At 64.4% G+C, this 26,736-nt stretch carries 23 protein-coding genes; 13 read left to right on the top strand and 10 right to left on the bottom strand.

Annotation, left to right across the window (positions count from 1 at the left end; genetic code table 11):
* Positions 1-50: 50 nt before the first annotated feature.
* Positions 51-938, bottom strand: coding sequence for a methylisocitrate lyase (prpB, locus tag EYV96_RS06730; RefSeq protein WP_131150675.1), 888 nt, complete (start codon positions 936-938; stop codon positions 51-53).
* Between the two features lie 113 nt (positions 939-1,051).
* Between prpB and EYV96_RS06735 the strand changes: the two genes are divergently transcribed.
* The 3 genes from EYV96_RS06735 (at position 1,052) to ahpF (ending at position 4,887) form a co-directional block, all read left to right on the top strand.
* Complete coding sequence (locus tag EYV96_RS06735; RefSeq protein WP_131150676.1) at positions 1,052-2,350, top strand: dicarboxylate/amino acid:cation symporter; 1,299 nt, start codon at positions 1,052-1,054, stop codon at positions 2,348-2,350.
* A gap of 229 nt (positions 2,351-2,579) precedes the next feature.
* Complete coding sequence (gene ahpC / locus EYV96_RS06740; RefSeq protein ID WP_131150677.1) at positions 2,580-3,143, top strand: alkyl hydroperoxide reductase subunit C; 564 nt, start codon at positions 2,580-2,582, stop codon at positions 3,141-3,143.
* Positions 3,144-3,306: 163 nt separating this feature from the next.
* On the top strand, positions 3,307-4,887 hold the full coding sequence (ahpF, locus tag EYV96_RS06745; protein ID WP_131150678.1) for an alkyl hydroperoxide reductase subunit F: 1,581 nt from the start codon (positions 3,307-3,309) through the stop codon (positions 4,885-4,887).
* A gap of 115 nt (positions 4,888-5,002) precedes the next feature.
* Here the strand turns inward: ahpF and prpE are convergent, their stop codons facing one another.
* The 3 genes from prpE to EYV96_RS06760 form a co-directional block, all read right to left on the bottom strand.
* Positions 5,003-6,898, bottom strand: a complete 1,896-nt coding sequence (gene prpE / locus EYV96_RS06750) for a propionate--CoA ligase (protein ID WP_131150679.1) — start codon at positions 6,896-6,898, stop codon at positions 5,003-5,005.
* A gap of 200 nt (positions 6,899-7,098) precedes the next feature.
* Positions 7,099-8,085 (bottom strand): malate dehydrogenase, encoded by a 987-nt coding sequence (locus EYV96_RS06755; RefSeq protein ID WP_131150680.1) that lies wholly within the window; start codon positions 8,083-8,085, stop codon positions 7,099-7,101.
* A gap of 81 nt (positions 8,086-8,166) precedes the next feature.
* Entirely contained in the window at positions 8,167-9,366 is a 1,200-nt protein-coding gene (locus EYV96_RS06760) for an aminotransferase class I/II-fold pyridoxal phosphate-dependent enzyme (RefSeq protein ID WP_131150681.1), read from the bottom strand.
* A 248-nt stretch (positions 9,367-9,614) separates the two neighbouring features.
* Between EYV96_RS06760 and EYV96_RS06765 the strand changes: the two genes are divergently transcribed.
* Positions 9,615-9,872 carry a GlsB/YeaQ/YmgE family stress response membrane protein gene (locus EYV96_RS06765; protein WP_131150682.1) on the top strand — a complete coding sequence of 86 codons (258 nt, stop codon included), beginning with the start codon at positions 9,615-9,617 and terminating at the stop codon, positions 9,870-9,872.
* A 54-nt stretch (positions 9,873-9,926) separates the two neighbouring features.
* Here EYV96_RS06765 and EYV96_RS06770 read toward each other — a convergent pair whose 3' ends face one another.
* From EYV96_RS06770 to EYV96_RS06780, 3 genes are all read right to left on the bottom strand, one after another.
* Positions 9,927-10,349: a YidB family protein gene (locus EYV96_RS06770; RefSeq protein WP_131150683.1), complete on the bottom strand. Its 423-nt coding sequence runs from the start codon at positions 10,347-10,349 to the stop codon at positions 9,927-9,929.
* Between the two features lie 176 nt (positions 10,350-10,525).
* A complete protein-coding gene (locus tag EYV96_RS06775; protein ID WP_131150684.1) occupies positions 10,526-11,035 on the bottom strand; it encodes a peptidylprolyl isomerase in 510 nt (169 codons plus the stop codon).
* 78 nt (positions 11,036-11,113) lie between these two features.
* Entirely contained in the window at positions 11,114-12,952 is a 1,839-nt protein-coding gene (locus tag EYV96_RS06780) for a 3-hydroxybutyrate oligomer hydrolase family protein (protein ID WP_131150685.1), read from the bottom strand.
* 76 nt (positions 12,953-13,028) lie between these two features.
* On the opposite strand from EYV96_RS06780, the gene EYV96_RS06785 reads away from it, so the two are divergent.
* From EYV96_RS06785 to EYV96_RS06795, 3 genes are all read left to right on the top strand, one after another.
* Positions 13,029-13,457 (top strand): ArsR/SmtB family transcription factor, encoded by a 429-nt coding sequence (locus EYV96_RS06785; RefSeq protein ID WP_240732360.1) that lies wholly within the window; start codon positions 13,029-13,031, stop codon positions 13,455-13,457.
* 38 nt (positions 13,458-13,495) lie between these two features.
* Positions 13,496-14,056 carry an SRPBCC family protein gene (locus EYV96_RS06790; protein ID WP_131150686.1) on the top strand — a complete coding sequence of 187 codons (561 nt, stop codon included), beginning with the start codon at positions 13,496-13,498 and terminating at the stop codon, positions 14,054-14,056.
* 105 nt (positions 14,057-14,161) lie between these two features.
* Entirely contained in the window at positions 14,162-14,818 is a 657-nt protein-coding gene (locus EYV96_RS06795; RefSeq protein ID WP_131150687.1) for a response regulator transcription factor, read from the top strand.
* Here EYV96_RS06795 and EYV96_RS06800 read toward each other — a convergent pair.
* The 3 genes from EYV96_RS06800 to EYV96_RS06810 all read right to left on the bottom strand — a co-directional run bounded on the left by EYV96_RS06800 (position 14,815) and on the right by EYV96_RS06810 (position 21,600).
* Positions 14,815-18,123, bottom strand: coding sequence for a PAS-domain containing protein (locus EYV96_RS06800; RefSeq protein ID WP_131150688.1), 3,309 nt, complete (start codon positions 18,121-18,123; stop codon positions 14,815-14,817). The genes EYV96_RS06795 and EYV96_RS06800 overlap by 4 nt on opposite strands.
* Positions 18,124-18,226: 103 nt before the next feature.
* A complete protein-coding gene (locus EYV96_RS06805) occupies positions 18,227-19,252 on the bottom strand; it encodes an extracellular catalytic domain type 2 short-chain-length polyhydroxyalkanoate depolymerase (RefSeq protein WP_131150689.1) in 1,026 nt (341 codons plus the stop codon).
* Between the two features lie 59 nt (positions 19,253-19,311).
* A complete protein-coding gene (locus EYV96_RS06810) occupies positions 19,312-21,600 on the bottom strand; it encodes a TonB-dependent receptor (RefSeq protein WP_131150690.1) in 2,289 nt (762 codons plus the stop codon).
* Between the two features lie 167 nt (positions 21,601-21,767).
* Between EYV96_RS06810 and EYV96_RS06815 the strand changes: the two genes are divergently transcribed.
* The 6 genes from EYV96_RS06815 (at position 21,768) to EYV96_RS06840 (ending at position 26,684) form a co-directional block, all read left to right on the top strand.
* Entirely contained in the window at positions 21,768-23,165 is a 1,398-nt protein-coding gene (locus tag EYV96_RS06815) for a GntP family permease (protein WP_131150691.1), read from the top strand.
* 90 nt (positions 23,166-23,255) lie between these two features.
* Complete coding sequence (locus EYV96_RS06820) at positions 23,256-24,560, top strand: metal-dependent hydrolase family protein (protein WP_131150692.1); 1,305 nt, start codon at positions 23,256-23,258, stop codon at positions 24,558-24,560.
* Positions 24,557-25,045 carry a GNAT family N-acetyltransferase gene (locus tag EYV96_RS06825; protein WP_131150693.1) on the top strand — a complete coding sequence of 163 codons (489 nt, stop codon included), beginning with the start codon at positions 24,557-24,559 and terminating at the stop codon, positions 25,043-25,045. The genes EYV96_RS06820 and EYV96_RS06825 overlap by 4 nt, the downstream gene beginning before the upstream one ends.
* Before the next feature lie 9 nt (positions 25,046-25,054).
* Entirely contained in the window at positions 25,055-25,654 is a 600-nt protein-coding gene (locus EYV96_RS06830; protein ID WP_131150694.1) for a YdeI/OmpD-associated family protein, read from the top strand.
* Positions 25,654-26,115, top strand: coding sequence for a GNAT family N-acetyltransferase (locus EYV96_RS06835; RefSeq protein ID WP_131150695.1), 462 nt, complete (start codon positions 25,654-25,656; stop codon positions 26,113-26,115). The genes EYV96_RS06830 and EYV96_RS06835 overlap by 1 nt, the downstream gene beginning before the upstream one ends.
* Entirely contained in the window at positions 26,112-26,684 is a 573-nt protein-coding gene (locus EYV96_RS06840) for a GNAT family N-acetyltransferase (protein ID WP_131150696.1), read from the top strand. Before EYV96_RS06835 ends, EYV96_RS06840 begins: the two co-directional genes overlap by 4 nt.
* Positions 26,685-26,736 lie beyond the last annotated feature (52 nt).

Consider the following 26,736-nt stretch of genomic DNA (forward strand, 5'->3'; position numbering starts at 1 on the left):
TGCAACGGACCGCGCGCGCACCAGCACCGCGCGGCGTGTGGAACCAACCATCAGGCCTTTTTGCCGGTGAACAGCTCATCCAGCTTGTCCTCGTAGGCGTGGTAGCCGAGGAAGTCATACAGCTGTTCGCGCGTCTGCAGCGTGTCGATGATGTTTTTCTGGGTGCCTTCGCGGCGCACCGTCTCGTAAAAGTTCAGCGCGGCCTTGTTCATCGCGCGATAGGCGCCGCAGCAGTACAGCGCGATGTCCACGTTGGCGCCAGCCAGATCTTCCGTCGTGAAAAACGGCGTCGAACCGAATTCGGTCAGATTAGCCAGAATCGGCACCTTCACGGCCGCCTTGAAGCGTCGGTAATCGTCGAGCGTCTTCATGGCTTCCGGGAAAATCATATCGGCACCGGCCTCGACGTAGGCCACGGCGCGTTCGATGGCCGAGTCGATGCCTTCGGCGGCAGCGGCGTCCGTACGCGCCATGATCACAAAGCCGGCATCGGTGCGGGCATCCACAGCGGCCTTCACGCGATCGACCATCTCGTCCTTCGGCACCACTTCCTTGCCGGGACGATGGCCACAACGCTTCTGGCCCACCTGGTCTTCCATGTGCACTGCCGCCACGCCGACATTGATGAACGAGCGGATCGTGCGCGCGATATTGAAGGCGCCGCCCCAACCGGTGTCGATATCCACCAGGAGCGGCATCTGGGTCGCGTCGACGATGCGGCGCGCGTCGGTCAGGACGTCTTCCATGGTCGAAATGCCGAGGTCGGGCATGCCCAGGGAGTTGGCTGCCACGCCACCGCCGGAGAGATAAAGCGCCTTGTAGCCCACGCGCTTGGCCATGAGGCCGGCGTAAGCGGTGATGGCGCCCATGACCTGGAGGGGCTTTTCTTCAGCCACTGCTGCGCGGAAACGCGCGCCGGGAGTTACGATCTGGGTCATGGAGCCTCCGCGTAAAAAGGCGATTTTAGCGCGCGAAGGCAGGCTTGCCGTTGCTGCATAGCAGCAATCGTAACTTCTTGCGCCACGCGTGAACTGACCCGTACATTCGGGAAATGAACACACCTCCCCGTCTCGCAAGCCGCATCCTCTGGGGCCTGGCGCTGGGCGTGATCGCTGCCGTGATCACCCTGGCGATCGGCCAGTTCCACCCCGCCACGCTCAAAGCCATGCAGGCCGTATCCACGGCGGTCTTCGACCCGCTGGGGCAGATCTTTTTGCGCATGCTGTTCTTCGTGGTCATTCCGCTCGTCTTCGCCTCGCTGGCATCCGGCGTCGTGCAGCTGGGCAATCTTGAAAGGCTCGGTCCACTGGCCGGCCGCACCTTCTTCCTTTTCTTCGCCAACATGGCCATCGCCGTCGTGATTGGCCTGGTGATGATGAACCTGCTGCAGCCCGGCCATCACCTGGATCCAGCCTCCAAGGCGCAACTGATGCAGGAATATGGCGGCGGCGCGGCGCTGGCCGTGGAACGCCAGCATGAGCAGCCCAGCATGAGCTTTGCCACGATCGTGGAGATGTTCATGCCCCGCAATCTCTTCGGTGCCTTTGTCGGCAACAGCCGTGCAGCGCTGGGTGACGTCCTGCCGCTCATCCTGTTCGCGATCTTCGTGGGTGCGGCCGGGCTGCAGCTGAGTGAGGAAAAGCGGAAGAAGCTCCAGTCCGGCCTCGACCTCATCAGCGAAGTGATGACCGGTATCGTCGGCTTCGCGCTGCGACTGGCACCGATCGCCGTACCCGCCATGATCTACAGCGTCATCGTGAAAGTCGGCGTGGATATCCTCCTCACCCTCGCTGTCTTCGTACTCGGCTGCGCCGTGGCGCTGGGCATCCACCTCTTCGGCACCATGTCCATCTGGCTGCGCTTCCTGGCCGGGCGTTCGCCGCTGGCCTATTTCCGCCAGATTCGCCCGCTGCTGGTGACGGCCTTCTCGACCAGTTCCAGCAGCGCCTCCCTGCCCGCCTCACTGGCGATCGCCAGGGACGAACTGAAGCTTTCGCCCAGCACCGCCGGTTTCGTGCTGCCCATCGGCGCCACCATGAACATGAGCGGCACCGCCCTGTTCGAAGGATGCGTGGTGCTGTTCGTCGCGCAGGCGTTTGGCGTCGACCTCAACCTGGGCCAGCAGTGCGTGCTGATGCTCCTGTCGGTGCTCAGTGCGGTTGCCGTCGCCGGCATCCCCGGCGGTTCGCTGCCCTTGATCGCCGGCCTGCTGGCCACCTTTGGCGTGCCGCCGGAAGGCATCGGCATCGTGCTGGGCGTGGATCGCATCCTGGACATGCTGCGCACCACGGTGAACGTGGGCAGCGACATGGTGACGGCCACCGTGGTCGATGCGCAGATGAAACGCTGAACGTGTGATCGGCCCCATCCACGGGCCGATAGCACTTCCGACATGATCCCAGCGACATCCTGCCACCTTGCGGGACGCCCCCGACGCCCAGAACTTGATCCTGAGCGCGAAAACTCCCCGTCTCATTGATTGATGGGATCAATGACCATCATGCCAACAATCAATTAGACCAATCGATAGCCGCACGCTATCTTGTCGTTTCCAATCACCACCACACGGGAAAACAGCGATGTCGTTGATTAACACCCAGATCAAACCCTTCAAGGCCCAGGCTTACAAGAACGGCGAGTTCATCGAAGTGACGGATCAGTCCCTGAAGGGCAAGTGGTCTGTGATCGTGTTCTACCCCGCCGACTTCACCTTCGTCTGCCCGACGGAGCTTGAAGACCTGGCCAACCATTACGCCGAATTCCAGAAGCTGGGCGTGGAGATCTACTCGGTCTCGACCGACACCCACTTCTCGCACAAGGCATGGCATGACACCTCCGACGCGATCGGCAAGGTCCAGTACACGATGCTGGCCGACCCGACCGGCACGATCACCCGCAACTTCGACGTGATGATCGAAGAAGAAGGCCTGGCCCTGCGCGGCACCTTCGTGATCAATCCGGAAGGCCAGATCAAACTGTGCGAAATCCATGACAACGGCATTGGCCGCGACGCCAGCGAACTGCTGCGCAAGGTCAAGGCTGCCCAGTACGTCGCCTCCCACCCGGGTGAAGTGTGCCCGGCCAAGTGGAAGGAAGGCGAAGCCACGCTCAAGCCGTCGCTCTCGCTGGTTGGCAAGATCTAAGCACCGCTTTCCCGTGCACTTGCGGCCCGCTTCCTGGGCCGCCCTGGACCCGGCACCACGCCGGGTCCTTTTCCCCGAATAACGCGGTGTTCCTTTCGACTGGCATGGGTCAAACCCGGCCGGCGCCAGGGACACGCACCCCCGATCAACGACGGAGCTCACCATGTTGGATGCCGATCTGAAGACCCAATTGCAGGCCTACCTCGAAAAGGTCACGCACCCGATCGAGCTGGTGGCCTCTGTCGACGCAAGCCCCAAGTCGCAGGAATTGCTTGGCCTGCTGCAGGACATCGAGTCCCTGTCGGACAAGATCACGCTGCGCACCAACGGCAACGACGCACGCAAGCCGTCCTTCGCGATCAACCGCATCGGCACCGATGTGGGCGTGAGCTTTGCCGGCATCCCGCTGGGGCATGAATTCACCTCGCTCGTCCTGGCGCTGCTGCAGGTGGGCGGTCACCCGCCCAAGGTAAGCGACGAAGTGATCGAGCAGGTGCGTAACATCGAAGGCGAGTACCGCTTCGAAACCTTCATGTCGCTCTCGTGCCACAGCTGCCCGGACACCGTCCAGGCGCTGAACCTGATGAGCGTGATCAACCCGAACATCAAGCATGTCGCCATCGACGGCGCGCTGTTCCAGGACGAGGTCAACGAGCGCCAGGTCATGTCGGTGCCGACCGTGTTCCTCAACGGCGAGCATTTCGACCAGGGCCGCATGACGATCGAACAGATCGCCGCGCGCATCGACAGCGGTGCGGCAGCGCGTGAAGCCGAGCGCATCAAGACCAAGGCCCCGTTTGACGTCCTCGTTGTGGGCGGTGGTCCGGCCGGCGCGGCGGCAGCCATCTACGCGGCCCGCAAGGGCATCCGCACCGGCGTCGCGGCCGAGCGCTTCGGCGGTCAGGTGCTCGACACCATGTCCATCGAGAACTTCATCTCGGTGCCTTACACCGAAGGTCCGCAGCTGGCGGCTTCGCTCGAACAGCACGTGCACGAATACGACGTGGACGTGATGAATCTGCAGCGCGCCGAAAAGCTCATCGCCCCGGAAGATCCCAACGGCTTGTTCGAAGTGCGCCTCGCTAACGGTGCGTCACTGAAGTCCAAGACCGTGATCATTTCCACCGGTGCGCGCTGGCGCAACATGAACGTGCCGGGCGAACAGGAGTTCCGCAACAAGGGCGTTACTTACTGCCCGCATTGTGATGGCCCGTTGTTCAAGGGCAAGCGCGTGGCGGTGATCGGCGGTGGCAACTCCGGTGTCGAAGCGGCGATCGACCTGGCCGGTATCGTCGGCCACGTCACGCTGCTGGAGTTCGACAGCAAACTGCGTGCGGATGAAGTCCTACAGCGCAAGCTGCGCAGCTTGCCGAACGTGCGCATCATCGTAAACGCACAGACGACCGAAGTGGTGGGCAGCGACAAGGTTAGTGGCCTGAAGTACAACGACCGGGCCACCGGCGACAGCCACCAGGTCGACCTCGAAGGCGTCTTCGTGCAGATTGGCCTGCTGCCGAACACCGAGTGGCTCAAGGGCACGATCAAGCTGTCTCCGCGCGGCGAAATCGAAGTCGATGCCCGCGGTGAAACCTCGATCCCCGGCGTATTCGGCGCTGGCGATGTGACGACCGTGCCGTACAAGCAGATCGTCATCGCCATGGGCGAAGGTGCCAAGGCCTCGCTGAGCGCCTTCGATCACCTGATCCGCATGCCGGTCGACATCAAGGAAACCGAGGCAGCGTAAGCCACGCGACAACAAAACATTGGATCCTGAAAAGGATCGACAGAGCACTGCGTGAAGCGGAGCCGGGGGATGTGACCTAAGCCAACAGGGTCACGTCCCCCACTTTTTTGGCGGCTCAACTTTTGTCAGGCCCGCGTTCGAGCGCCTTGCGTATTTCTTCCAGTGCACCGGGATCGTCCAGCGTCGACAGATCACCCGGATCGCGATGCTCCGCCAGCGCCTGAAGCGAACGCCTGAGCAGCTTTCCCGAGCGGGTCTTGGGCAAGGCGTTGACCACATAGACGCGCGATGGCTTGGCGACGCCGCCGAGCTGATCGACGACGCGCTGTTGCATGGCCTGCGCCGCATCACCGGCCTGAAGACCACCCACATCCTGTTTCAGCGTCGCGAAGACCACGGGCACTTGCCCCTTCAATTCATCGGCCACGCCAATCACCGCCGCTTCGGCGACGGCAGGATGCGTCGAAACGGACTCCTCGATTTCGCGCGTGCCCAGGCGATGGCCGGCGACATTGATGACATCGTCGGTGCGACCAAGGATCGTCGTGTACCCGTTCTCGTCGCGGATAGCCCAGTCGAGCGAGCTATAGAGCAAAGGCTTGAAGTGGCTGAAATAGCTGCTCAGATAGCGCTGGTCATCGCCCCACACGGTGCTCAGGCACCCCGGTGGCAGCGGCGGCTCGAAGACGAGCACACCTTTCTGGCCTGGCGTCGCTTCTTCGCCGGAGGCCTCGTCGATGACCTTCATCTTGTAGCCTGGCGCAGGCAAACCCGGCGAGCCAAACTTCACCGGCTTCAGTTCAAGACCCGGCATCAGCGTGATGGCCGGCCAGCCGGTTTCGGTCTGCCAGTAGTTGTCGATGACCGGCACGCCCAGGCCATCGGTAATCCAGTGCGCCGTCGGCTCATCGAGTGGCTCGCCCGCGAGGAACAACCACTTCAACGTCGACAGGTCGTACTTTTTCAGCCATGACGGATCCTGCTTCTTGAGTACGCGGATGCCCGTCGGCGAAGAGAACATGGTGCGCACGCCATAGCGCTCGCACAGCTGCCACCAGATGCCCGGATCGGGGCGCGTGGGCAAGCCTTCGTAAAGCAACGAGGTGGCGCCACCGATCAGCGGACCATAGACGTTGTAGGAGTGCCCCACGGCCCAGCCAACGTCCGAGGTCGAAAACATCACCTGGCCTGGTGCAATGTCGAACACATAGCGGATCGACATGGCCATGGCCACCGCGTAGCCACCGACGTCGCGCTGGATGCCCTTGGGCTTGCCCGTGGTGCCGGAGGTGTAGAGCAGATAGCTCGGCTCGTTGGATTCAAGCCATGCGACAGGTACTTCCGCCCCGGCATGCTGTTCGCGCAAAACCGTGTAGTCGATATCGCGACCTGACATGCGCGTCATTTGCGGATCGAGGCCACGATCGACAAGCAGCACGTGCGGCGGCGCGTGCTGCGACTCTTCCAGTGCCGCATCGACCAGTGGCTTGTAGGGAATGACCTTGCCCCCACGCATGCCGGCATCGGCGGCGATCAGCACCTTGGGCTTGGCGTCATCCATGCGCAGCGCCAGGTTATGCGCCGCGAATCCGCCGAACACAACCGAGTGAATCGCGCCGATGCGCGCGCAGGCGAGCATGGCAAACACCGCCTCGGCGATGTTCGGCATGTAAATCACCACGCGATCGCCCTTCTCCACGCCCAGCGCGACGAGCACGGCGGCGAACGTGTTCACTTCGCGATACAGATCGCGATATGTGAGCTCACGCGTTACGCCGGATTCCGTGGAGATCGCCACCAGCGCCAGCTGATCCGCACGTGCCTCCAGGTGACGGTCGACGGCGTTGTAGCAAAGGTTCGTTGTGCCGCCGACGAACCAGCGGCGAAAAGGGGGATTCGAATAGTCGAGGATCTGTTGCGGCGGCGTCTGCCAGTGAATCAGCCGCGCCTGTTCGGCCCAGAACGATTCCGGCTCGTCGACCGAACGCCGATAGAAAGCCTCGTATCCCATGCGATCACCACTTCGTCACCAGTCTTCACAGACTGAACCAGACGCAGCGCAGCACGTGAGTAGACCTTGGTCGAAACCGGCATGCGAAGTTATCAGGCTCACCAGGCGCGAGATGCCGCGCCCGCTACCTCGCGGCCCGCGACACAAAAAAGGCGACCCGGAGGCCGCCTTCTTCGTGTGCGACGCCGAAGCGCAGCGACTTACTTCTTGGCGAACAGGTGCTCGACGCCGGCGCGCTCTTCGCGCAGTTCCTTCTCGGTGGCGTCCATGCGGGCGCGCGAGAAGTCATTGACGTCCAGGCCCTGCACGATCTCGTACTTGCCGTTCTTGCAGGTCACCGGGTAGCCGTAGATCACGCCCGGGGCGATGCCGTACGAACCATCGGACGGGATGCCCATCGAAGCCCAGTCACCCTCTTCCGTGCCCAGCGCCCAGGTGCGCATGTGGTCGATGGCGGCCGAGGCAGCCGAAGCGGCCGACGAGGCACCGCGCGCCTTGATGATGGCGGCGCCGCGCTGCTGCACGGTCGGGATGAAGTCGCTCTCGTACCAGGCCTGGTCGACCAGCGACAGCGCGGCCTTGCCGTCCACGGTGGCGTGGTGCAGGTCCGGGTACTGCGTGGAGCTGTGGTTGCCCCAGATGGTCATCTTCTTGATCGCGGTGCTGTGCTTGCCGGTCTTCTCGGCCAGCTGCGACAGCGCGCGGTTGTGGTCCAGGCGCACCATGGCGGTGAAGCACTTCGGATCGAGGTCCGGAGCGTTCTGCTGGGCGATCAGCGCGTTGGTGTTGGCCGGGTTGCCGACCACGAGCACCTTGACGTCACGCTTGGCGTGATCGTTCAGCGCCTTGCCCTGCGGGCCAAAGATGGCGCCGTTGGCTTCGAGCAGATCCTTGCGCTCCATGCCCGGGCCGCGCGGACGGGCGCCGACGAGCAGCGCGTAGTCGACGTCCTTGAAAGCCACGTTGACGTCGTCGGTGGCGACGACACCGGCGAGCGTCGGGAACGCGCAGTCATTGAGCTCCATCACCACGCCCTGCAGCGACGGCAGCGCGGGGGTGATTTCGAGCAGGTGCAGGATGACCGGCTGATCCGGGCCAAGCATGTCGCCGGCGGCAATGCGGAACAACAGGGCATAACCGATCTGGCCGGCTGCGCCGGTAACGGCAACGCGAACGGGGGCTTTCATCTCTTCCACTCCTTCAGACTAAGGTGGGACGAACCCACCGAATATGTTTGGGTGGGTCAAACGACCCACCTTTGCGATGGATCAGGTCAGTTCGGCAAAGAAGGCCTGGATGCGCTTGAGGCCGGGCTCCAACTGTGCCGTGGGACAGGTATAGGAAATGCGCATGGCGCGCGGCTCACCAAAGGCCGAACCCGGCACGCAGGCCACGCCGGTGGCTTCGAGCAGCGCCGCGCAGAAATCCACGTCATTGTGGATCGTGACGCCGTTGTGCTGTTTGCCAAAGGCCACGCTGATATCGGGGAACGCGTAGAACGCACCCTGCGGGCGCGGGCACACGACGCCCGGAATCGCGGCAAGGGCTTCGACCACCACATCGCGCTTGTGCGCGAATTCCGCGCATTTGGCCTGCGGGATGTCCTGCGGTCCGGCGAATGCGGCCACGGCAGCGGCGGTGATCACTTCCGGCACGCTGGTGATGTGGTTCGAGTTAAGTGTGGTTACCGCCTTGGCGACCGACTCGGGGCCGGCGATCAGGCCCACGCGCCAGCCGGGCATGCCGTAGGTCTTGGAGACCGAATCGACGAACACCAGGCGATCGCGCAGTTCCGGACGCGCGAACACGAAGTTGTGATAGCCGATGCTGTCGAACACCATCGAGTTGTAGATATCGTCGGTAACGATCCAGGTATCCGGATACTTCACCAGCACATCGGCCAGCGCCGCGATTTCCTCGCGCGTGTAGACCATGCCGGTGGGGTTGGACGGATTGTTGAACAGGAACACCTTCGGCTTGCGCTGCAACGCGGTTTCGAGCTGTGCGGGCGTCAGCTTGTAGTTCTGCTGCGGGCCGCAGTGCAGGACGTTGGCCTTCGCACCGACGATGTCGACGATGTCGTGGTAGGTCGTCCAGTACGGCGCGGCGAAACAGATCTCGTCGCCTTCGTTCAGCAGGGCCTCGGCCAGGTTGTACAGCACCTGTTTGGCACCGATGCCAATGGAAAGATTCATCTTGCCGTAGCCGGCGAAACCCAGCGCCTCGATGTGCTTGAGGAAGGCGTCGAGCAGGTCGTCCGAACCGCGGTTGCTGCCGTACTGGCCGGAGTCGCGCGACAGCGCGTCACGGGCGGCGGCGTAGACATGTTCGCCGGGCAGGAAATTGGGGACGCCAATGGAAAAACTGATGATGTCGCGACCGGCAGCCTTGAGCTGCTTGGCTTTTTCGGCGATGAGCATGATCGCGCTGGGCTTGGCACGGCCGACACGCTGGGCGAGCTGGGGCATGACTTCCTCTGGAGCAGGGGGACGGAGGTAGTAAACCTCCCAATTTTAGCATGCGGCGGCGCGCCATCCCCCATGCCGGAACGCCCACCTTGGTCGGATGGCGCTGTCGCCCGGCTCGTGTACATCCGCTACACGGACGCTTGGCAACGCTTGGCGGCGCGACGGCTCCCTCAGGGGGCGTCGGGGGCGCAGGGGTTGGGGCAAAGGGCCTTCAGGGGGCCCAGAGACAATCGAAGGGGATTACGACAATGCACTGGCTTTGGGTGTTCATCGTCGGCCTGGTCGTGGGCTTGCTGGCCAAGGCGCTGATGCCGGGCAAGGACCCGGGCGGATTCATCATCACCGCCATCCTCGGCATCGTGGGGTCGGTGATTTCGACGTTCGTCGGTGAAAAGCTCGGCCTCTGGGGCGAGACGGGTTTCGTGCATTTCCTGGGTTCGGTCGGCGGGGCGGTGCTGCTCCTGCTGATCTACAACCAGGTCTTCCGCAAGAAAATGGCGAGCTGAGGGCCCTTGTCGGCCGTCATCCCCAGGGATGGCGGCCGACGCCGGGGTCATCACTCAGGCCGATTTCCCGCCAAATAGCTGGCCGGCCAGGCTCGTCAGCGCACCAAGATCAAACCCACCTGCCCCCTGCTCCGGCACCTGCCCGTTCGGCGTGAGGTGGTCGACCGCATGCGGCAGCACCTGCGACAACTGGCCCAGCAAGTCGCCTTGATCGACGCCCAGCTTGCCGGCCGCTTCGGCCAGCACATTACCCAGCCCGCCATTTTGCAGCGCCTGCCCCAGCTGCCCGCCCGACACCGGCTGGTTGGCGCCCGTGCCAACCCACGACTGCACCGCGTCGCCGAGGCCATGCTGCTGCAACATGGCGATCAGGCCCTGCACTCCGCCCGCCTTCTGGATCAGCGAACCGGCGACATCCAGCAGCGAACCGCCGCCCTGGCCTTGTCCGCCACCGAGCAAATCATTGAGAAACGACATGGAGGTTCTCCTTGAACGACAACGCCAATGCCATGCATGGAACGCGCGCCCGCGCGTTCCGGCAGAGTTCGATTCTAGGCACACACGGTGACGGGCTACGTGACACTCCCGTGAAAAGTAAAAAGCCACCGTCGCGATGACGGTGGCTTTTTGTGCGGCCGGGGATCGGAAGCGGATCAGCCGCGATCGTCGAGCACCGCGTTCCATTCCTTCACGCGATCGGCCTGCGCGGCGAGCAGCGCGTCGACGTCGCCTTCCACCGTGACCTTCTCGATCACGTCGCCCTGGCGGATGGCATCAACCACGGCCTGGTCTTCGGCGCCCAGCACTTCGCCGAACACACTGTGCTTGCCGTCCAGCCACGGCGTCGGGCCATGGGTGATGAAGAACTGGCTGCCGTTGGTACGCGGACCGGCGTTGGCCATCGACAGCACGCCAGGCTTGTCGTGGCGCAGCGAGGGATGGAACTCGTCTTCGAAGCGGTAGCCCGGGCCACCGCGACCGCTGCCTTCCGGGCAGCCGCCCTGGACCATGAAATCGGCGATCACGCGATGGAAGCTCAGGCCGTCGTAGTAACCGCGGCGGGCGAGATTCACGAAGCTGGCCACGGTCACCGGGGCCTTGTCTTCGTGCAGGCGCAGATGGATGGGACCGCGATTGGTGGTGAAAGTGACGTTGATGGTCATCGGTGATCCTTGGCTAACGAATGACCGACGCGGGGGTCGGCCAGGGGGCGGGAAGGATACCCCACCCCACGTCGAGGTTCACGGGAGGCCAAGCGCCGCCCGGTCCAGGCTGCCCGCGCCACGCGGCCGGGCGGCCGGAGTCGGCCAGTCGTCCTGCCAGGCGCCGGCCTCGAACAGGTGCGACCACAACCGGTCCAGCGCGGCATAGCCGTAGGGCAGCATGGGCACATGGCGATCGCCGAAGCCGGGCAGCGGCAGGAAGGCGTCGAAATGCTGCGCGTACGGGACGCGCCAGTAGATCGGACGACGCCCCGAGGCGCGCAGCCAGTCGACATACGGCATGGAGGTGAACACCACCGGCAACAACCCGTCGTCCTCACCATGCAGCACCCATAGCGGCAAATCCTTGCGCGGAAGCCTGGCGGCCGTCGCATCGACGCCCGCGCGCAACGCCTGCGCCGTGGCATCGCTGCCGTCCCACAAGGCACGCAGGCAACGCACGCCCGACAAGGTCGGATCCGCAGATGCATCCATGCCGCCGTACAACCCGATGCCGTTGCCCGGCGGAATGCCCGAGCCGTCCGACCACCAGGTGGCACGCGTGGCCGGATCAGAGATGCCCGGCAGACCGCCCGGGCCGAGCGTGGCGTAGCGAAAGCCGCAAGGCATGTTGTCCGCCGCACGACGCAGGTACGCCGACGCGTAACCCGCCGTGATCGCGCGCCACAGGTCGAAGGCGGTCGACGTGGCGGCCACGGCCATGGCGTTCTCGCTCCAGCCCTGCGCACGCAAGTGCTCATAAGACTGCGCTGCTTGCGCGGTGAGCGAATCGCCGCTGACGAGACCTTGTGCGCGCAGGCTCGCGCAACGGATCGGCCATGCCGGCATCGGCATGCCACCGGCACCCCGGGCCATCGGCGACTGCGCGAATCGTGCGTCCATCAGCGCGCACGGCAGCCAGATCGATGCCTCGGTCGCGTAGTCGTAAAGCGCGCGCCCCTGCCCTCGCACATGGACGTTAGGCTCGAGTGCGATGACGCCCGACAGCAGGTGGTCGTCATCGAGACCCGCCGCCTGGAGCACAGCGCCGCCGCCATTGGAAAGGCCGGTGGCGATGATGCGCGTGTTCTGCGCGGTAAAGGGCGCCTGGTCCGGGAACGCGCGATCGAGCATGGCGAGGCCGAAGCGCGCTGCCTGCAACACATGCCGGCCCCAGTCAGCTTCGGGGTTATCACCTGAGTGCAGATGTTTGATCGCGATGCCGCTCGCTCGCGATGCAGGAGCCGGCTCGAACTCGAGCGGCAAGCTCCCTCGCTGCGCGCGACGACCATCGAGCGCGACGCCAGTGTCGTCGGCAAAGTCGAAGTAGCCCGCTCCCGTGCCCTTGTCGGTGTAGGCCACGGCACAGCCGCGCGGCAACCCCCAGGCACCCGCCAGCGCGATGGCGCCGTAAATGCCGCGCGAACCGGACGATGCGGTGACGACGAGGCAACGATGCTTGCGATCGAACTGATCAGGCACCTGCACGAGCACCCGATGTGGCGCGTGCGCGCCGTGAATCCGCGCGAACGACTGATACTCACGCCCAGGCACCGGAGGCACGCCGCCGTAGATGCTGCCGAAGCCACCAAGCGGCCCCAGGTCAGCAATCCCCTTCCAACTCGACTGGATGGCTCGTCGGCGTACTTCCGCCGCCGTCGGATCAAGCGGGTTTGCAAATGGCGTAAGCAATCCGGCCAGACCGGCCTGACCCAGGCCAGCACTCAACAGATCGTCGCCCTGGCGATGTTCGGTGACGCGTACGTCGCCCTGGATGAAGTCGAGCTCGCTCATCGGATGGTCCGTTTTCGGCTGGGCGGCACAGGCCACCAACAAGGTAAGCAGCGGCAGGGCAAGCAGGCGCGGGAGGGATGTCATCGCATCACCTTAGCAACGCCGGCTCTGGCCGCCATCGTACGAAGGTCCACCGGGCAAAATATATTCAACGAAATGGTTGACAATCATTTTCGACCGGCGTACGTTCAACCCCATGGTTGAATATCAGACACAACAGCTCGACAACGTCTTCCAGGCTTTGGCCGATCCCACGCGTCGCGACATGCTCGCGCAACTTGCGGACGGACCGCGCAGCGTCGGTGAACTGGCAGAGCCCTACGACATGTCGCTCGCCGCCGCGTCCAAGCACATCAAGATGCTCGAACGTGCCGGGCTCATTGAGCGCGAAGTACAGGGACGCATCCACGTTTGCCGGCTTGACGCCCGCCCGCTGCATGACGGCATGGAATGGATGCGGCACTACCAGCGCTTCTGGAATGACCGCCTCGATCACCTGCAGGCCTTGCTCGAGGCCGACAGGAAAGCTGACAAGTCCGTCCCCACGGCCCGCACCCCGCGGAAAAAACCAGGCGCACCCAAGCGCTGAATGTCCCCCACCTAGTTGCCAAGCACTGGAGGTTTCCCATGAACGAGTATGGCGTTGTCATCGCACCCGCGACCGTGCAATTCGAACGACTCTTGCCCGGCCCGATCGAGCGCGTGTGGAGTTACCTGATCGAATCGGAGAAGCGCCGCCTGTGGCTGGCGTCCGGAGTCATCGAGGAGCACGTTGGCGGAAAGGTCGTCCATGTCTGGCGCAACAACGAACTGACCAAGGACGACACCACGCCGCCGGCAGGCTATGAAGACGGCGGCAAGGAACATCGCATGGAAGGCCAGGTCACGGCGTATGACGAACCTTACCTGCTGGCCTACACCTGGCAGATGTGTAGCGGCGAGGGCGAAGCTTCCGAGGTGCGCTATGAGCTGACACCACAAGGCGATGAGGTGCTGCTGAAACTCACGCACTCGCGCCTGCCGGATACGAAGGCCGTGCTCAGCGTGTCCGGTGGCTGGCATTCCCACCTGGATGTGCTGGAGGCGCATCTCAACGAACGCGAACCGAGCGGCTTCTGGAAAAACTTCACGCGCCTCAATCGCGAGTACTCGCACCGCATCGGCATCGCCACACCGCCGTCGATGTAAGGCACCCGGGTTCGCTTGCCTGCGACGGCAGGCAGGCGAACCGATTTGTGCGCGTGCCCCCTCCGGGCCTCGACGCCATCGCCGCATGCCGCTAACGTCGGCGGTATGACCCATCTGCTCATCGCCGACGACCACCCACTCTATCGCGCAGCCCTTCAACAGGCGGTGCGCGAAAGCCTGGGCGAATGCTGCGTGCATGAGGCAGCCGACCTGCCGGGAGTGCTTGCCACGCTCGGTGCCGAACCCGACATCGAACTGGTCCTTCTCGACCTCAACATGCCCGGAGCACAGGGGCTTTCCGGCCTCGCGGCATTGCGCGGACAGTTCCCGTCTGTCGCGGTGCTGGTGGTATCAGCACACGACGAACCCCGCGTGGTCCGCCGCGTGCTCGATCATGGTGCCGCCGGTTTCATCGCCAAAAGTGCCAGCACGGCGGACATAGGCCAGGCCGTGCGAACCGTGCTCGATTGCGGCACCTGGCTTCCGCCCGAACTCGCCCGCGCCGTCGCCGCCCTGCCCGCCGATGCGGCCGACGCGGATCTCGCTTCGCGACTGGCACGCCTGACGGAACAGCAGTACCGCGTACTGGCCCTGCTCGCCGAAGGTTTGCTCAACAAGCAGATCGCCGACCGCCTGACGATCCAGGAGCGCACGGTCAAGGCGCACGTCACCGCGATCTTCGAGAAACTCGGCGTGCGAAATCGCACGCAGGCGAGCGTGTTGCTGAGATCGCTCGCGCTCGCCGAACCGGCGCTGGATTAACCGGCCCGCTGGGCGACGGCCACGCGCTGGAGCACCTGCCGCAATGCCAGGGGTTTAAGGGGTTTGTAGAGCACGCCGAGCCCACGCTCCTGCAAACGCAGCCTCAGCTCGCCATCGCGATCGGCCGTGAGGATGACCGTCGGCACGCCTCGCGCTTCATCGCCCAGTGATCCCAGTACGTCAACGCCGTTCTGCCCGGCATCAAGGTGGTAATCGAAAATATGCAGGTCCGGCACCCATGGCACCGCGCGTGCCTGATCGGCGGTGCGGGCGGCATGAACCTGCCATCCCCACCCCGAGAGCAAAGCCGTAAGCGCAGCCAGCGCCGCCGGCTCGTTGTCCAGCACGAGGGCACGGCCTGCAGGCACGCTTTGGGGCGACTCGGCGACCGCCGGTGCAACGGCACGCGCATCGACCAGAGGCACGGCGATCTCGAACACGCTGCCCTTGCCGGGCCACGAACGCAGCGCCAACTCATGCCCCAACAAGGCAGCCATGCGTTGGGCGATCGACAACCCCAGCCCCAACCCCTGCCCGCCCGCGGTGCTCCCGCGTCGGAACTCGTCGAAGATCCACTGGCGCTCTTCGGCCGCAATGCCCGGGCCGGTATCCCATACCTGCAAAAGGCAACGATCTCCCTCGCGTCGCACGCCGAGGAGCACGCTGCCGTGCTCGGCATAACGCAGCGCATTGGAGAGAAAATTCTGCAACACCCGTCGAAGCAACTGCGGATCGGAATGCGCCCAGCGGTGACTGCGGACCACGCGGAAACGGATACCCCGCTCCATGGCCAGCGCTCCAAATTCGGCAGCCAGCGGATCCAGCACATCGGCCAGCGCGAAGTCACGCGGTTGCGGGTGCAGGCGACCACCATCCAGTCGCGCCATGTCGAGCAAGCCGGCCAGCAAGCCTTCGGTCGCCGACAGCGCGCCATTGAGGTGGCGCGCCGTATCGCTGCCGCCGGTCCGTTCGGCCAGCGCATGGGCAAACAACTGCGCGGCGTGGAGCGGTTGCATCAGGTCATGACTGACGGCGGCGAGGAAACGGCTCTTCGCGGCATTGGCGTGCTGGGCATCTTCCGTGGCGATCACCAACGCCCGCGTGCGTTCGTCGACACGTTGCTCCAGCGTCTCGTTCGAACGCCTGAGCGCATCCTCCGCGCGCCGGAACGCCGTGACGTCGGTAAATGTCGCCACGAAGCCGCCGCCCGGCATAGGATTGCCGCGAATTTCCACCACCGTTCCATCGGGGAAGCGGCGCTCGGAAAGGTGGCGCGTGCCCGCGCGCATATGCGTCAGACGACGCTGCACGCGATCCTCGACCTCACCATCGCCGATCATGCCGCGATCGATGTTGTATCGCGTGAGGTCAGCCACCGGACGACCTACCTGCAACATCGCCGCCGGATAGCCAAACAAACTTGCATAGCGAGCATTCCACGCCACCAGTCGCAATTCGGCATCGACCACGCAAATGCCCTGGCTCATGTTTTCGAGCGCCGCTTCGAGTACCCGTTGGTTGAAGCGCAGATCCTGCGCCGCCTCACCGACGATGGCCGCGACCGTGTCGATTTCTTCCCGGCGCTGCTGGCGCACGACTTCGAGCAACAAGCGAGCGGATGCCGCACCGATCACGGCAGCGAGATCGTGCTCGACTTCCGCCACGCGCGTGGCACCGGCCAGGCCCTGCGTCGGCGCATCGGCAAAAAGATAGTTGACGCGATCGGCGGGCAAGAAGCGCGATGCAAGGGCGCGAAGTTCCGCAACGCCGATCCCGCCGATGTCCGCCGGCCGGCTCGCCTGCGCGATGCGCGAATTGGCGATGGCCATCATGGTCACGATGTTCACGGCAAGACTGACAACCACGGCACGGCCGAGGCGACTCCAGTCCTCCAACCCCGCGAAACCATCGGGCGAGAGCCAGCGCCACCCGAGGGGACCGTCGTGCAGCCACGTCGGCCCGTGCGGCATCAGCGCAGGCAACAGGACGTACAGCCAAACCAGCGTGCCGGCAGCGAGTCCCGCAGCGACGGCCCGCGCACCCCACTGCGGACGGTATACCGCCGCCAGCAAGGCAGGTGCGAGGCCGGCAAGCGCCGAGAATGAGATCGCGCCAATGTCGGCAAGAACATCGTTGCGCGCCAGAACACGGCTATAGGCCCAGGCGAGCAAGATCACCATCACGATGGCGACGCGACGCTGATTGATCACTTCGCCGCGCAGGTCGCCCCCTTCTTCACGCGCCCATCCCGCGCGTACGCGCAGGGGCGCGATGAAGTGATTGACGACCATCAGGCTCAGCGCGAGCGTCGCTACGACGACCATGCTGGTCGCCGCACTGAGGCCACCAAGGAAGGCCATCAGCGCCAGCCCGTGCTGACCGCGCGCCATCGGCAAGGCCAGCACGTAAAGATCGGACGGCACCCCGCTGGGCCCAAGCCACGCGTCGCCCAGTCGAGCCAGCGGCAGGATTGGCAGCGAGATGAGCAGCATGTAAAGCGGAAACAGCCAGCGCGCGGTGCGCAGGTGCGAACTGTCGCGACACTCGACCACGCCTGCGTGGAACTGGTGCGGCAAGGTAAACATCGCCAGCGCACCGAGCAGGATCATGGCCGGGAACCCGGAGCTGTCACGCGGCACGTCGGCGGCGATGCGAGCCCCTTCAGGCAAGGGCGCAAACAGCAGCGAACCCAAAGCGAGCATGGCCGCCAGCTTGAACAGCGACTCGAATGCCATCGCCAGGACGAGGCCGCGGTTGTGGGCCATCGCGGAGGCGCGGCGCGTACCGAACAGCATGGCGAACAAAGCCATCAGCAAGGCGACATAGAGGGCGCTGTCTTCCCACGGTGCCGACTCGGTCACCTGCCCCACGCTCAGCATCGCAAAGCTCATGGCCACGGCTTTGAGCTGCAGTGCGATGTATGGAACGATGCCAACCAGCATGACGATCGTGACGAGCGCCGCGAGGCCGGAATGGCGACCCAGGCGCACGGCGATCAGGTCGGCAATCGAGCCGGCGTTGTAGTCGCGCGCAAGCTGCACCAGGCGCCGCAGTACGCCGATGCCGAGGAAGTACATCAAGATCGCGCCGACGAAGGTCGGGGGCAGCCACCAGCCGGAGCGGCTGGCCTGGGTTACCGTGCCGTAGAAGGTCCAGGAGGTGCAGTGGATGGCGAGCGACAGGGCGTAGACGATGGCCCAGCGCTTTTCGAGCAGAGCGGGTTTGCGTTCGCCTAGGATGGCGACGCCGAAGAGCAGGCCGAGCCAGACAAGGGCGGCGGCGGCAATGGTCGTGGCGGTCAGCATGGAGCGCGGTGAACGGCTAACCGTGAACAGTGCGCGGGAAAGAGCCGGCAAAACTCAGCGCGGCCTCTTTCCCATCGCGTGACCGAAGCTTCGCAACGGCGACTCACGAACGTGGCGGCAGTCCCAACGCCTCCATCGCGCGCACCAGCCAGCGCAGCTGCACGCCCTGGCGGCTGTCGTAGTTCGTGCCCGAGTATCCCCACCAATCCCAACATGCCTGCGGATTCAAAGGCGCCATGCTGGCGCGGGTCTGAGGATACAGGACGGCTACGTCATACGCGTCGGCCCAGCGATTGAAGCCGGCATCCTTGACGAACGACTCGCCGACGGCCGTGGCGTTCTGCTTGCAGCCATGGAAGGCCACCACCAGGCCGCAGGGCTTGCCGGCGAGGCAGGCCTTCGGCACATAGACGTAGCCTTCGTCGGCGAGGAACGCATCGGCGCCATCCGGACGATAGGTGTTCTGGTTGAACTTGCGCAGTTCACCCTTGGCCTCGGTCGCGGCATGCGGCGGCTTGCCGAACAGCCGGGCGAAGATTTCGCCAGCGGCATCGAAACCGCAATGGCCGAGGTACGGCGCCACTGACTTGTCGCAGTCATCACCGGTGGCCGCGATCGGCAGGTTGTGCGCGAAAGGGCGTGCGCCGTCGTCATGCACCTGCATGCCCTTCAACGCTGGATCGCTGTCGCGCAGTTGCTCGTAGAACTTTGCACCCGCCTCGGCCACGGCCGGCGCGACCAGGGCATCGTCCTTGCCGTGGAGGAGATAGACGCGGCTGTGCGCCAAAGCACTCAATGACCCAATGTCACCTGCCTTCGCACGCTGGGTGGCCGACGCCACCAGCGCTGCGACATCCGGTGCAGGCGTGCCCTTCATGCACGCGGTCAGCGCGGTTTCCAGCTTGCCGCCCGCGCAGCCGTAAGGGCCGCCGGCAACCATCGCCACGCCACCGAATATGTCCGGATAGGCCATGTGCGCCTGGGTTGCCATGTAGGCACCCGACGAGAGTCCCGTCACGGCGACACGATCCGCCTTGATCGTCAGCGCCGGCAGCTTGCCGGCCTCTTCCGCCGAGGCGGCCCAGGCCATGGCCAGGCCGGCCAGTACGATGATCCAACGGAGCTTCATGATGTGTCTTCCCTAATCCAAAAAAATGGCGCCGGGCCACCGCGGCCCGGCGCTGGGGATCAGAAGTTATAGCGCGCGCTGACGTACCAGTTGCGCGGCATGCCGTAGTACGCCGTGCGAATGTTGCCCACGCTGGAGAACTCCTGTCCGTCGGTCTTGTACACCTTGTCGGTCAGGTTGCGCACGCCCGCGCGGAACTGCCAGTGGCCGTCCATCGAATCGTAGATGCCGAACAGGCCGACCAGGCTGTACGCCTTCTGGCTGAGCGCGCTGTAGTTGTCGACGCTGAGCCAGGTCTCGCCGCGATACGACCAATCCGCACCCACCGTGATGGTGCCGGCGTCGGGCAGGTTGAAGCTCTGCGACGCGGCCAGTCGGCTGGTCCACTTGGGCGAGAACGGCACGTGCTTGTGGAGGTTCGGGTTGTACTGCGGATCGGTCGGATCCAGGCGATGGTCATCGAACTTGGCGTAACGCGCCTTCAGGTAACCGACCTGGGCCTGCAGGCGCAGGCCTTCACCGAGCACGGCGGCACCTTCGAATTCCACGCCGTCCATCTTGAGCTTGGCGGCGTTGATGACCGGGAAGGCAAAAGTCGGCGTGATCGACCCCGGATTCTGGATCTCGGACACGCGTGCCTGGAAATCCTTGTAGTCACTGTGGAACGCAGCCACGTTGGCCTGCAGGCGGTTGTCCTCCGAGCGCCACTTCAGGCCCAGCTCGTAGGTCCACACATATTCCGGGTTGTACTCGGGGTTCTTCGCTTCGTTGACGTCATTGGCGCGACCGTTGAAACCACCGGCCTTGTAACCGCGACTGGCCGAGAGGTAGACCATGGTCTGCGGATCGACTTGCTTCTGCAGGCTGATGGTCGGCGTCCAGGCGGTCCAGGTCTTGCTCTTGTCGAGCGCGACGGTACCGTTGAGCGCGGTGAACGGCACGCCCCAGAAGGTGCTGGTGGTGCGGTAGTAATCCTTGTCGTCGCTGCTGTAACGCAGACCGGCGGCGAGCGTCCAGCTCGGCACGAACTGCCAGTTCACGTGGGCGAAACCGGCCCAGCTGGTGGTGGTCAGGTCGTCATCGATGGTGCGCAGGAAATTGATGCGATTGCCGGCGATGGCGAACAGGTCATCGGCGTAGGCTTCCTGGTGTGACGGCACCTGTTCACGCATGTAGAACAGGCCATACACCGCCTGCAGGTTGCTGCCGTTGTCGTACTGCAGCTGCAGTTCCTGGCTGGCCTGCTTCTGGTGGAAGTTCACCTGCACGTCGCCAAGCTGGTACTGGGACGCATCGATGTCGATGTACGACTCGCTGTTGAGCTTGCGGTAAGCGCTGATGCTCTTGAGCGACCAGCGATCATCCATCTTCCAGGTCATGTTGAGGGCGGCACCTTCGTGCTTGAGCTTCTGGCCCTTGTCGGGGTCGAACGAGGTGCGCGACTGGAAGTTGTACTTCTCGTCGAGATTCGGCTGCAGCAACGTCACCGAACCCAGAACCAGGTCGGTGCGCTTGAGCGGCGAGACCGGCTGGCCCAGGGTCAGGCCCGTGTCCTGCCGGGTGTAATCGAGCGCGAGCACGGCGTCGAAGTTATCCGACGGATGAAAGCGCAGCTTGCCGCGCACCGACTTGGTGTCTTCATCGTTGTACTTGTGACCGTTCGACGGATCGGTGACATAGCCATCCGTCTTGGTGGCGGCACCGGCGATGGATGCCGACCATGCGCCACCGAGTCCACCGCTCAGGTAAAACTTGCCTTCGCGGCGGCCATAGTTACCCGCCGTGACTTCCGCACTGCCTTCCGTCTGCTCCGTCGGATTGCGGGTCACCACCTTCACCGCACCGCCCGTGGAGTTCTTGCCGTAGAGCGTGCCCTGCGGGCCGCGCAGCACTTCGACGCGGTCCACGTCGAACAGGCTGATCAGCGCACCCTGAATGCGCGAGTAGTACACGTCATCGACGTACATGCCGACGCCGGGATCAAAAGTCTGCAGCGCGTCGGGCTGACCGACGCCACGGATGAAGATGTTCACCGCCGACGACGAGCCGCGACCCTGCACGATGTTGAGGTTGGGTACCGCGCCCTGCAGGCCGTCGATGTTGAACGCCTGGAGGTCGCGCAGGTCTTCGCCACTGAAGGCGGTGATGGCGACCGGTACCTTCTCCATGTTTTCATCGCGGCGACGCGCGCTGACGGTGATCTCCTCGAGCTGCTTGGCCTCGGTCTTCTTCGCGGCGGTCGGCGCCGCGTTGTTATCGCCCGACTGCGGCGCTTCCTGTGCATACAGCGGAACGCAGGCCAGACCCGCCACCATGCCAATCGCCAGACTCAAACGCGTGCGCTTCATGATTCCCCCAACGGTAAGGAGCACCCTCACCCAGGATGCCGATGCTGCCGACTTTAGGCAGAGGCCGCGAACCGGGCACTTGTACCTTCGTACAGTGCCGTGACTGACGGCACATCCGGATACTCGCCACCTATCGTGTTTCAGGTGCGCAGCGAGGTAGTGTCCCCATGGCGTTTGTGATTGTGCTGGCCGCGCTTTGCTTCCTGATGTATGCGGCCTACCGCGGCTACAGCGTCATCCTGTTCGCGCCGATCGCCGCCCTGGGCGCGGTGTTGCTGACCGATCCGTCACTGGTCGCCCCGATGTTCACCGGCTTGTTCATGGACAAGATGGTGGGGTTTCTCAAACTCTACTTCCCGGTATTCATGCTGGGCGCGGTGTTCGGGAAGCTGATTGAAATCTCGGGATTCTCCAAGTCGATCGTCGCGGCCACCATTGGCCTGGTCGGGCGCAGTCGCGCGATGCTGTCGATCGTGCTGGTCTGCGCGCTACTCACCTACGGCGGTGTGTCGCTGTTCGTCGTGGTCTTCGCCGTCTATCCCTTCGCGGCGGAGCTTTTCCGCCAGGCCGGCATCCCGAAGCGATTGATTCCCGGCACCATCGCGCTGGGCGCCTTTACCTTCACGATGGATTCCCTGCCGGGCACGCCGCAGATCCAGAACATCATTCCTACGTCGTTTTTCGGAACGACAGCCTGGGCCGCGCCCTGGCTGGGCACCCTGGGCGCGGGCTTCATCCTTCTTGTCGGTCTGGCCTATCTGGAGTGGCGTCGTCGCGCGGCGGCGGCCGCAGGCGAGGGATACGGCACGGACCTGGTCAACGAGCCGGCGCCTTTCGAAGACGAGCGACTGGCGCATCCTTTGATCGCCTTGCTTCCGCTGGTGCTTGTGGGCGTGGCCAACAAGCTGCTTGCCGACGCATTGCCCCGCTGGTACGGCGAGACGCAGGCGTTTGTGCCGGCCGTCATCGGCGATGCGAAGCCGGTGGTCCAGGAAGTGTCGAAACTGGCAGCGGTATGGGCCGTGGAAGGTGCGCTGCTGCTGGGCATTCTTTGCGTGCTCGCGTTCGCCTGGCGCGTGGTGTTCCAGCGATTCGCCGACGGCAGCAAGGCGGCTGTCGCGGGTGCCTTGCTGGCATCCATGAACACGGCTTCGGAGTATGGGTTTGGCGCCGTGATTGCCGCGCTCCCCGGTTTCCGCGTGATTGCCGATGCCCTGCACCACATTCCCAACCCGCTGGTGAATCAGGCCGTGTCGGTCACCGCACTGGCCGGCATCACCGGTTCGGCCTCGGGCGGCATGAGCATTGCGCTCGCGGCCATGGCCGAGACGTTCGTGCACAACGCCCAGGCAGCCGGCATACCGATGGACGTGCTCCATCGCGTCGCGGCGATGGCCTCCGGCGGGATGGACACCCTGCCGCACAACGGCGCGGTCATCACTCTTCTGGCCGTCACCGGGCTCACGCACCGGCAGTCCTACCGCGACATTTTCGCCATTACGCTGATCAAGACGGCCGCCGTGTTCGTGGTGATCGCGGCCTACTACCTCACCGGCATGGTCTGAACCCTCGTCACGTGCCAGAAGGCATGCATGGCACGGCACGCGTGGCGCTCGTTATGATCGGGGCTTGCTCCCGGGGAAAGCATGACGACCATGCGCAAGAAGCTTCGCGTCACCGCCTTGCTGGCCATCCTGGCCGGCTTTAACGCCCACGCGGCGCCAGCCAGCAAGGGCGACGTCCTGCTGGTTCCCGATCGCGTCTGGGCCGCCGATGGCCAGGCGGCGCATGCCGGCTGGGTCGTGCTGGTGCACGACGGCGCCATCGCCGCGGTCGGCCCGGCGGCGTCGGTCAGTGCGCCGGCCGGTGCACAGCGCATTGAACTGCCGGGAGCCACCCTGACCCCCGGCCTCATTGACCTGCACTCGCACGTGTTCCTTCATCCGTACAACGAGACGCTGTGGAACGACCAGGTGCTGAAGGAGCCCCAGGATTACCGCACGCTTGAAGCCGCCAAGCATGCAAAGGACACGCTGCTGTCCGGCTTCACCACCTTGCGTGACCTGGGTACCGAGGGCGCCGGCTACGCCGACGTATCGGTCAAGCGCGCTATCGACGAGGGCATGATTCCAGGCCCACGGCTTTTCATCGCCACGCGCGCCATCGTCGCCAGCGACAGCTATGGACCTGGCCCGCGCGGTTTTCGCCCCGATGTGGATCTCCCTGGCGGCGCACAGGAAATCAGTGGCACTGACGAAGCCATGCGCGCCGTGCGCGAACAGGCCGGACACGGTGCCGACTGGATCAAGCTCTATGCGGACTACCGTGTCGGTCCCGATGGTGGAACCGCGCCTACGCTTTCGCTCGCGGAAATGAAGGCCATTGTCGACACCGCGCATCTTTCCGGGCGACCGGTCGCCGCCCACGCATCGAGCGATGAAGGCGTGAAGCTCGCGGTCGAGGCCGGCGTGGACACCATCGAGCATGGCTACGGCGCCAGTGAATCCACCTTCCGCCTGATGAAGCAAAAGGGCGTCGCGTATGAGCCGACGCTGACGGCCGTCTCGTCGACGGCGGAGTATTTCGAGCATTACGTTCCCGGCAAGAGCGAGCCCACCGCGCGCATGCGTGAAGCCGATCGCGCGTTCCGCACCGCCATGAAAGTCGGGGTCATCATTGGCAACGGGAGCGACGTGGGCGTGTTCACGCACGGCACCAACTGGCGCGAACCGGCCGCGATGGTGAATGCGGGGATGACGCCGGCGCAGGCCCTGCATGCGGCCACCGACGTGGCCGCGAAAATCCTGCGCAAGCAAGACAGTTTCGGTCGCATCGCCACGGGCTTGCGGGCGGATATCGCAGCGTTCGCCGGCGATCCCAGCCAGCATATCGACGACTTGCAGCACCCCGTTTTCGTCATGAAGGATGGCGTGGTCTATCGCACGCCGCAAACGCCATGAGCACCGACTTCCGCATTCGCCCCATCGAAGCGCGCGACAACCCGGCGGTTGCCGCCATTATCCGGCGCGTCATGCCCGAGTTCGGTGCCGACGGCCCCGGCTTTGCCATTCACGATGCCGAGGTGGACACGATGTTCGAGTCGTACGCGCGGCCGCGCAGCGCGTACTTCGTCGTTGAACGCGATGGCATGGTGATCGGCGGAGGCGGCGTCGCGCCCCTGGAGAATGCCGATCCCAAGGTGTGTGAGTTGCGCAAGATGTACTTTCTGCCGGAAGCGCGCGGCATCGGCGCCGGAACGGCCATGATGACCGCGTGCCTTGACGCGGCACGCACGCATGGCTTCACGCAGTGCTATCTGGAGACGCTGACCGGCATGGACGCAGCGCAGTCACTGTATCGACGCAGCGGCTTCGAGCAGATCCGCGCGCCGATGGGCGGCACCGGACATTTCAGCTGCGACCGTTTCTTCATTCGCGAACTTTGAGGACCAGGCATGGCCAACGATCCCCGCGTGGATGCGTACATCGCCCAATCGGCCGAGTTCGCCCGCCCCATCCTTGAGCACATCCGCGCCACCGTGCACGCTGCCTGCCCCGACGTGGAGGAAGGCATTAAATGGGGCATGCCGCATTTCGGCTACAAGGGCGCGATGATGTGCGGCATGGCGGCGTTCAAGCAGCATTGCGCCATGAACTTCTGGCTGCACAAGGAGCTGTTTGGCGACGGCAAGGAAGGTGAAGGCGCGATGGGGCAGCTCGGTCGCATCACTTCCTTGCGCGACCTTCCCGCCCAAAAGGCATTCACGGCGCTGGTCAAACGCGCCAGCAAGCTGGTCGACGACGGGGTCCGGCAGAAACGCCCCAAGGCTTCCACCAGGCCTGCACCCACGATCCCGGACGATCTGGCCGCCATGTTTGCCCAGCGCAAGCACGCCGCGGCGCGTAAGATCTACGACGCCTTCAGCCCCAGTGCACAACGCGAATACGTCGACTGGATCAACGAAGCCAGGACGACGGCCACGCGCGACAAACGCATCGCCACGACACTGGAGTGGCTGGCCGAAGGCAAGCCCCGCAACTGGAAGTACATGTGATGCCGCCTGCCCTTCATTTCGCCGTCGATGATCCTTGCGCACCGGACGTGGCGCCACTGCTCGAGCAATTGGACGGCTATCTGGCGAACCTGTATCCCACCGGCAATATCCAGCCTGTGTCGCTCGACGCGCTCAGACAGCCCAACGTGGCATTCCTGACCGCACGCGTGGACGACGTGCCGGTGGCATGCGGGACGTGTGTTACCCATGACGACTACGTCGAGGTAAAGCGCATGTACGTGTTGCCAGCCTGTCGCGGCCTGGGCCTGGGCAAGCAGTTGCTCGAAGCGCTGGAGAAACACGTACACGACCATGGCGGCCGCCTGGTGCGCCTGGAAACGGGCACGGCGCAGACGGAAGCCATCGAACTCTACGAACGCGCGGGATATCACCGCATCCCACCCTTCGGCGACCATCGCGCCAATCCGCAGAGCATCTGCATGGAAAAATCCCTCGCATGATCCGCATCGCCCACGCCGACGACGCCGCGGCCATCCACGCCATCTACGCGCCACATATCGAAAGTGGCGTCGCCACGTTCGAAACCGAACTGCCCGGCGTCAACGCGATGAGCCAGCGCATACTCACGCGCTTGCAGCACTACCCGTGGCTGGTGTGGGAAGCTGAGGGCCAGTTATTGGCCTATGCCTATGCCAGCCGGTTCCGCGAGCGCGCCGCCTACGACTGGATCGCCGAGACATCCATTTATGTCCACCCCGACGCCCAGCGTCGCGGCATCGCGCGGCGCCTTTATGGCTTTCTGCTCGATACCCTGGTTGCCCAGTGCATCAACCAGGCAGTCGGGGTCATCACGATGCCCGGCGAACAGAGCGTGGCCATGCATGAAGCCATGGGCTTCGAGCCGGCTGGCGTGTGGAAGAAATCCGGCTACAAGCTGGGGCAGTGGTGGGACGTGGGTGTTTGGCAGAAAGAGCTGCAGGCGCCGGAGAATCCCCCGCGCCCGGTGGTGCCGTTCGAGCGGCTCAAGCAAGACCCGGCGTGGCTTGCGCGACTGGAAACAACAGCTTAGACGCCCCTTTCCGGCGCCGCGACCCTCCACGCGGCCCCTGCTCTCACGCTAC

The sequence above is a fragment of the Dyella terrae genome (assembly GCF_004322705.1).
Classification (GTDB): domain Bacteria; phylum Pseudomonadota; class Gammaproteobacteria; order Xanthomonadales; family Rhodanobacteraceae; genus Dyella_D; species Dyella_D terrae.

Coding starts and splice junctions, on each gene's coding strand:
- EYV96_RS06790 (WP_131150686.1), top strand. CDS start 13,496: ATGAACGAGTATGGCGTTGTCATCGCACCCGCGACCGTGCAATTCGAA.
- EYV96_RS06815 (WP_131150691.1), top strand. CDS start 21,768: ATGGCGTTTGTGATTGTGCTGGCCGCGCTTTGCTTCCTGATGTATGCG.
- EYV96_RS06825 (WP_131150693.1), top strand. CDS start 24,557: ATGAGCACCGACTTCCGCATTCGCCCCATCGAAGCGCGCGACAACCCG.
- EYV96_RS06765 (WP_131150682.1), top strand. CDS start 9,615: ATGCACTGGCTTTGGGTGTTCATCGTCGGCCTGGTCGTGGGCTTGCTG.
- EYV96_RS06775 (WP_131150684.1), bottom strand. CDS start 11,035: ATGACCATCAACGTCACTTTCACCACCAATCGCGGTCCCATCCATCTG.
- EYV96_RS06735 (WP_131150676.1), top strand. CDS start 1,052: ATGAACACACCTCCCCGTCTCGCAAGCCGCATCCTCTGGGGCCTGGCG.
- EYV96_RS06780 (WP_131150685.1), bottom strand. CDS start 12,952: ATGACATCCCTCCCGCGCCTGCTTGCCCTGCCGCTGCTTACCTTGTTG.
- EYV96_RS06755 (WP_131150680.1), bottom strand. CDS start 8,085: ATGAAAGCCCCCGTTCGCGTTGCCGTTACCGGCGCAGCCGGCCAGATC.
- prpB (WP_131150675.1), bottom strand. CDS start 938: ATGACCCAGATCGTAACTCCCGGCGCGCGTTTCCGCGCAGCAGTGGCT.
- EYV96_RS06820 (WP_131150692.1), top strand. CDS start 23,256: ATGCGCAAGAAGCTTCGCGTCACCGCCTTGCTGGCCATCCTGGCCGGC.
- ahpF (WP_131150678.1), top strand. CDS start 3,307: ATGTTGGATGCCGATCTGAAGACCCAATTGCAGGCCTACCTCGAAAAG.
- prpE (WP_131150679.1), bottom strand. CDS start 6,898: ATGGGATACGAGGCTTTCTATCGGCGTTCGGTCGACGAGCCGGAATCG.
- EYV96_RS06800 (WP_131150688.1), bottom strand. CDS start 18,123: ATGCTGACCGCCACGACCATTGCCGCCGCCGCCCTTGTCTGGCTCGGC.
- EYV96_RS06795 (WP_131150687.1), top strand. CDS start 14,162: ATGACCCATCTGCTCATCGCCGACGACCACCCACTCTATCGCGCAGCC.
- EYV96_RS06760 (WP_131150681.1), bottom strand. CDS start 9,366: ATGCCCCAGCTCGCCCAGCGTGTCGGCCGTGCCAAGCCCAGCGCGATC.
- EYV96_RS06805 (WP_131150689.1), bottom strand. CDS start 19,252: ATGAAGCTCCGTTGGATCATCGTACTGGCCGGCCTGGCCATGGCCTGG.
- EYV96_RS06835 (WP_131150695.1), top strand. CDS start 25,654: ATGCCGCCTGCCCTTCATTTCGCCGTCGATGATCCTTGCGCACCGGAC.
- EYV96_RS06810 (WP_131150690.1), bottom strand. CDS start 21,600: ATGAAGCGCACGCGTTTGAGTCTGGCGATTGGCATGGTGGCGGGTCTG.
- ahpC (WP_131150677.1), top strand. CDS start 2,580: ATGTCGTTGATTAACACCCAGATCAAACCCTTCAAGGCCCAGGCTTAC.
- EYV96_RS06830 (WP_131150694.1), top strand. CDS start 25,055: ATGGCCAACGATCCCCGCGTGGATGCGTACATCGCCCAATCGGCCGAG.
- EYV96_RS06840 (WP_131150696.1), top strand. CDS start 26,112: ATGATCCGCATCGCCCACGCCGACGACGCCGCGGCCATCCACGCCATC.
- EYV96_RS06770 (WP_131150683.1), bottom strand. CDS start 10,349: ATGTCGTTTCTCAATGATTTGCTCGGTGGCGGACAAGGCCAGGGCGGC.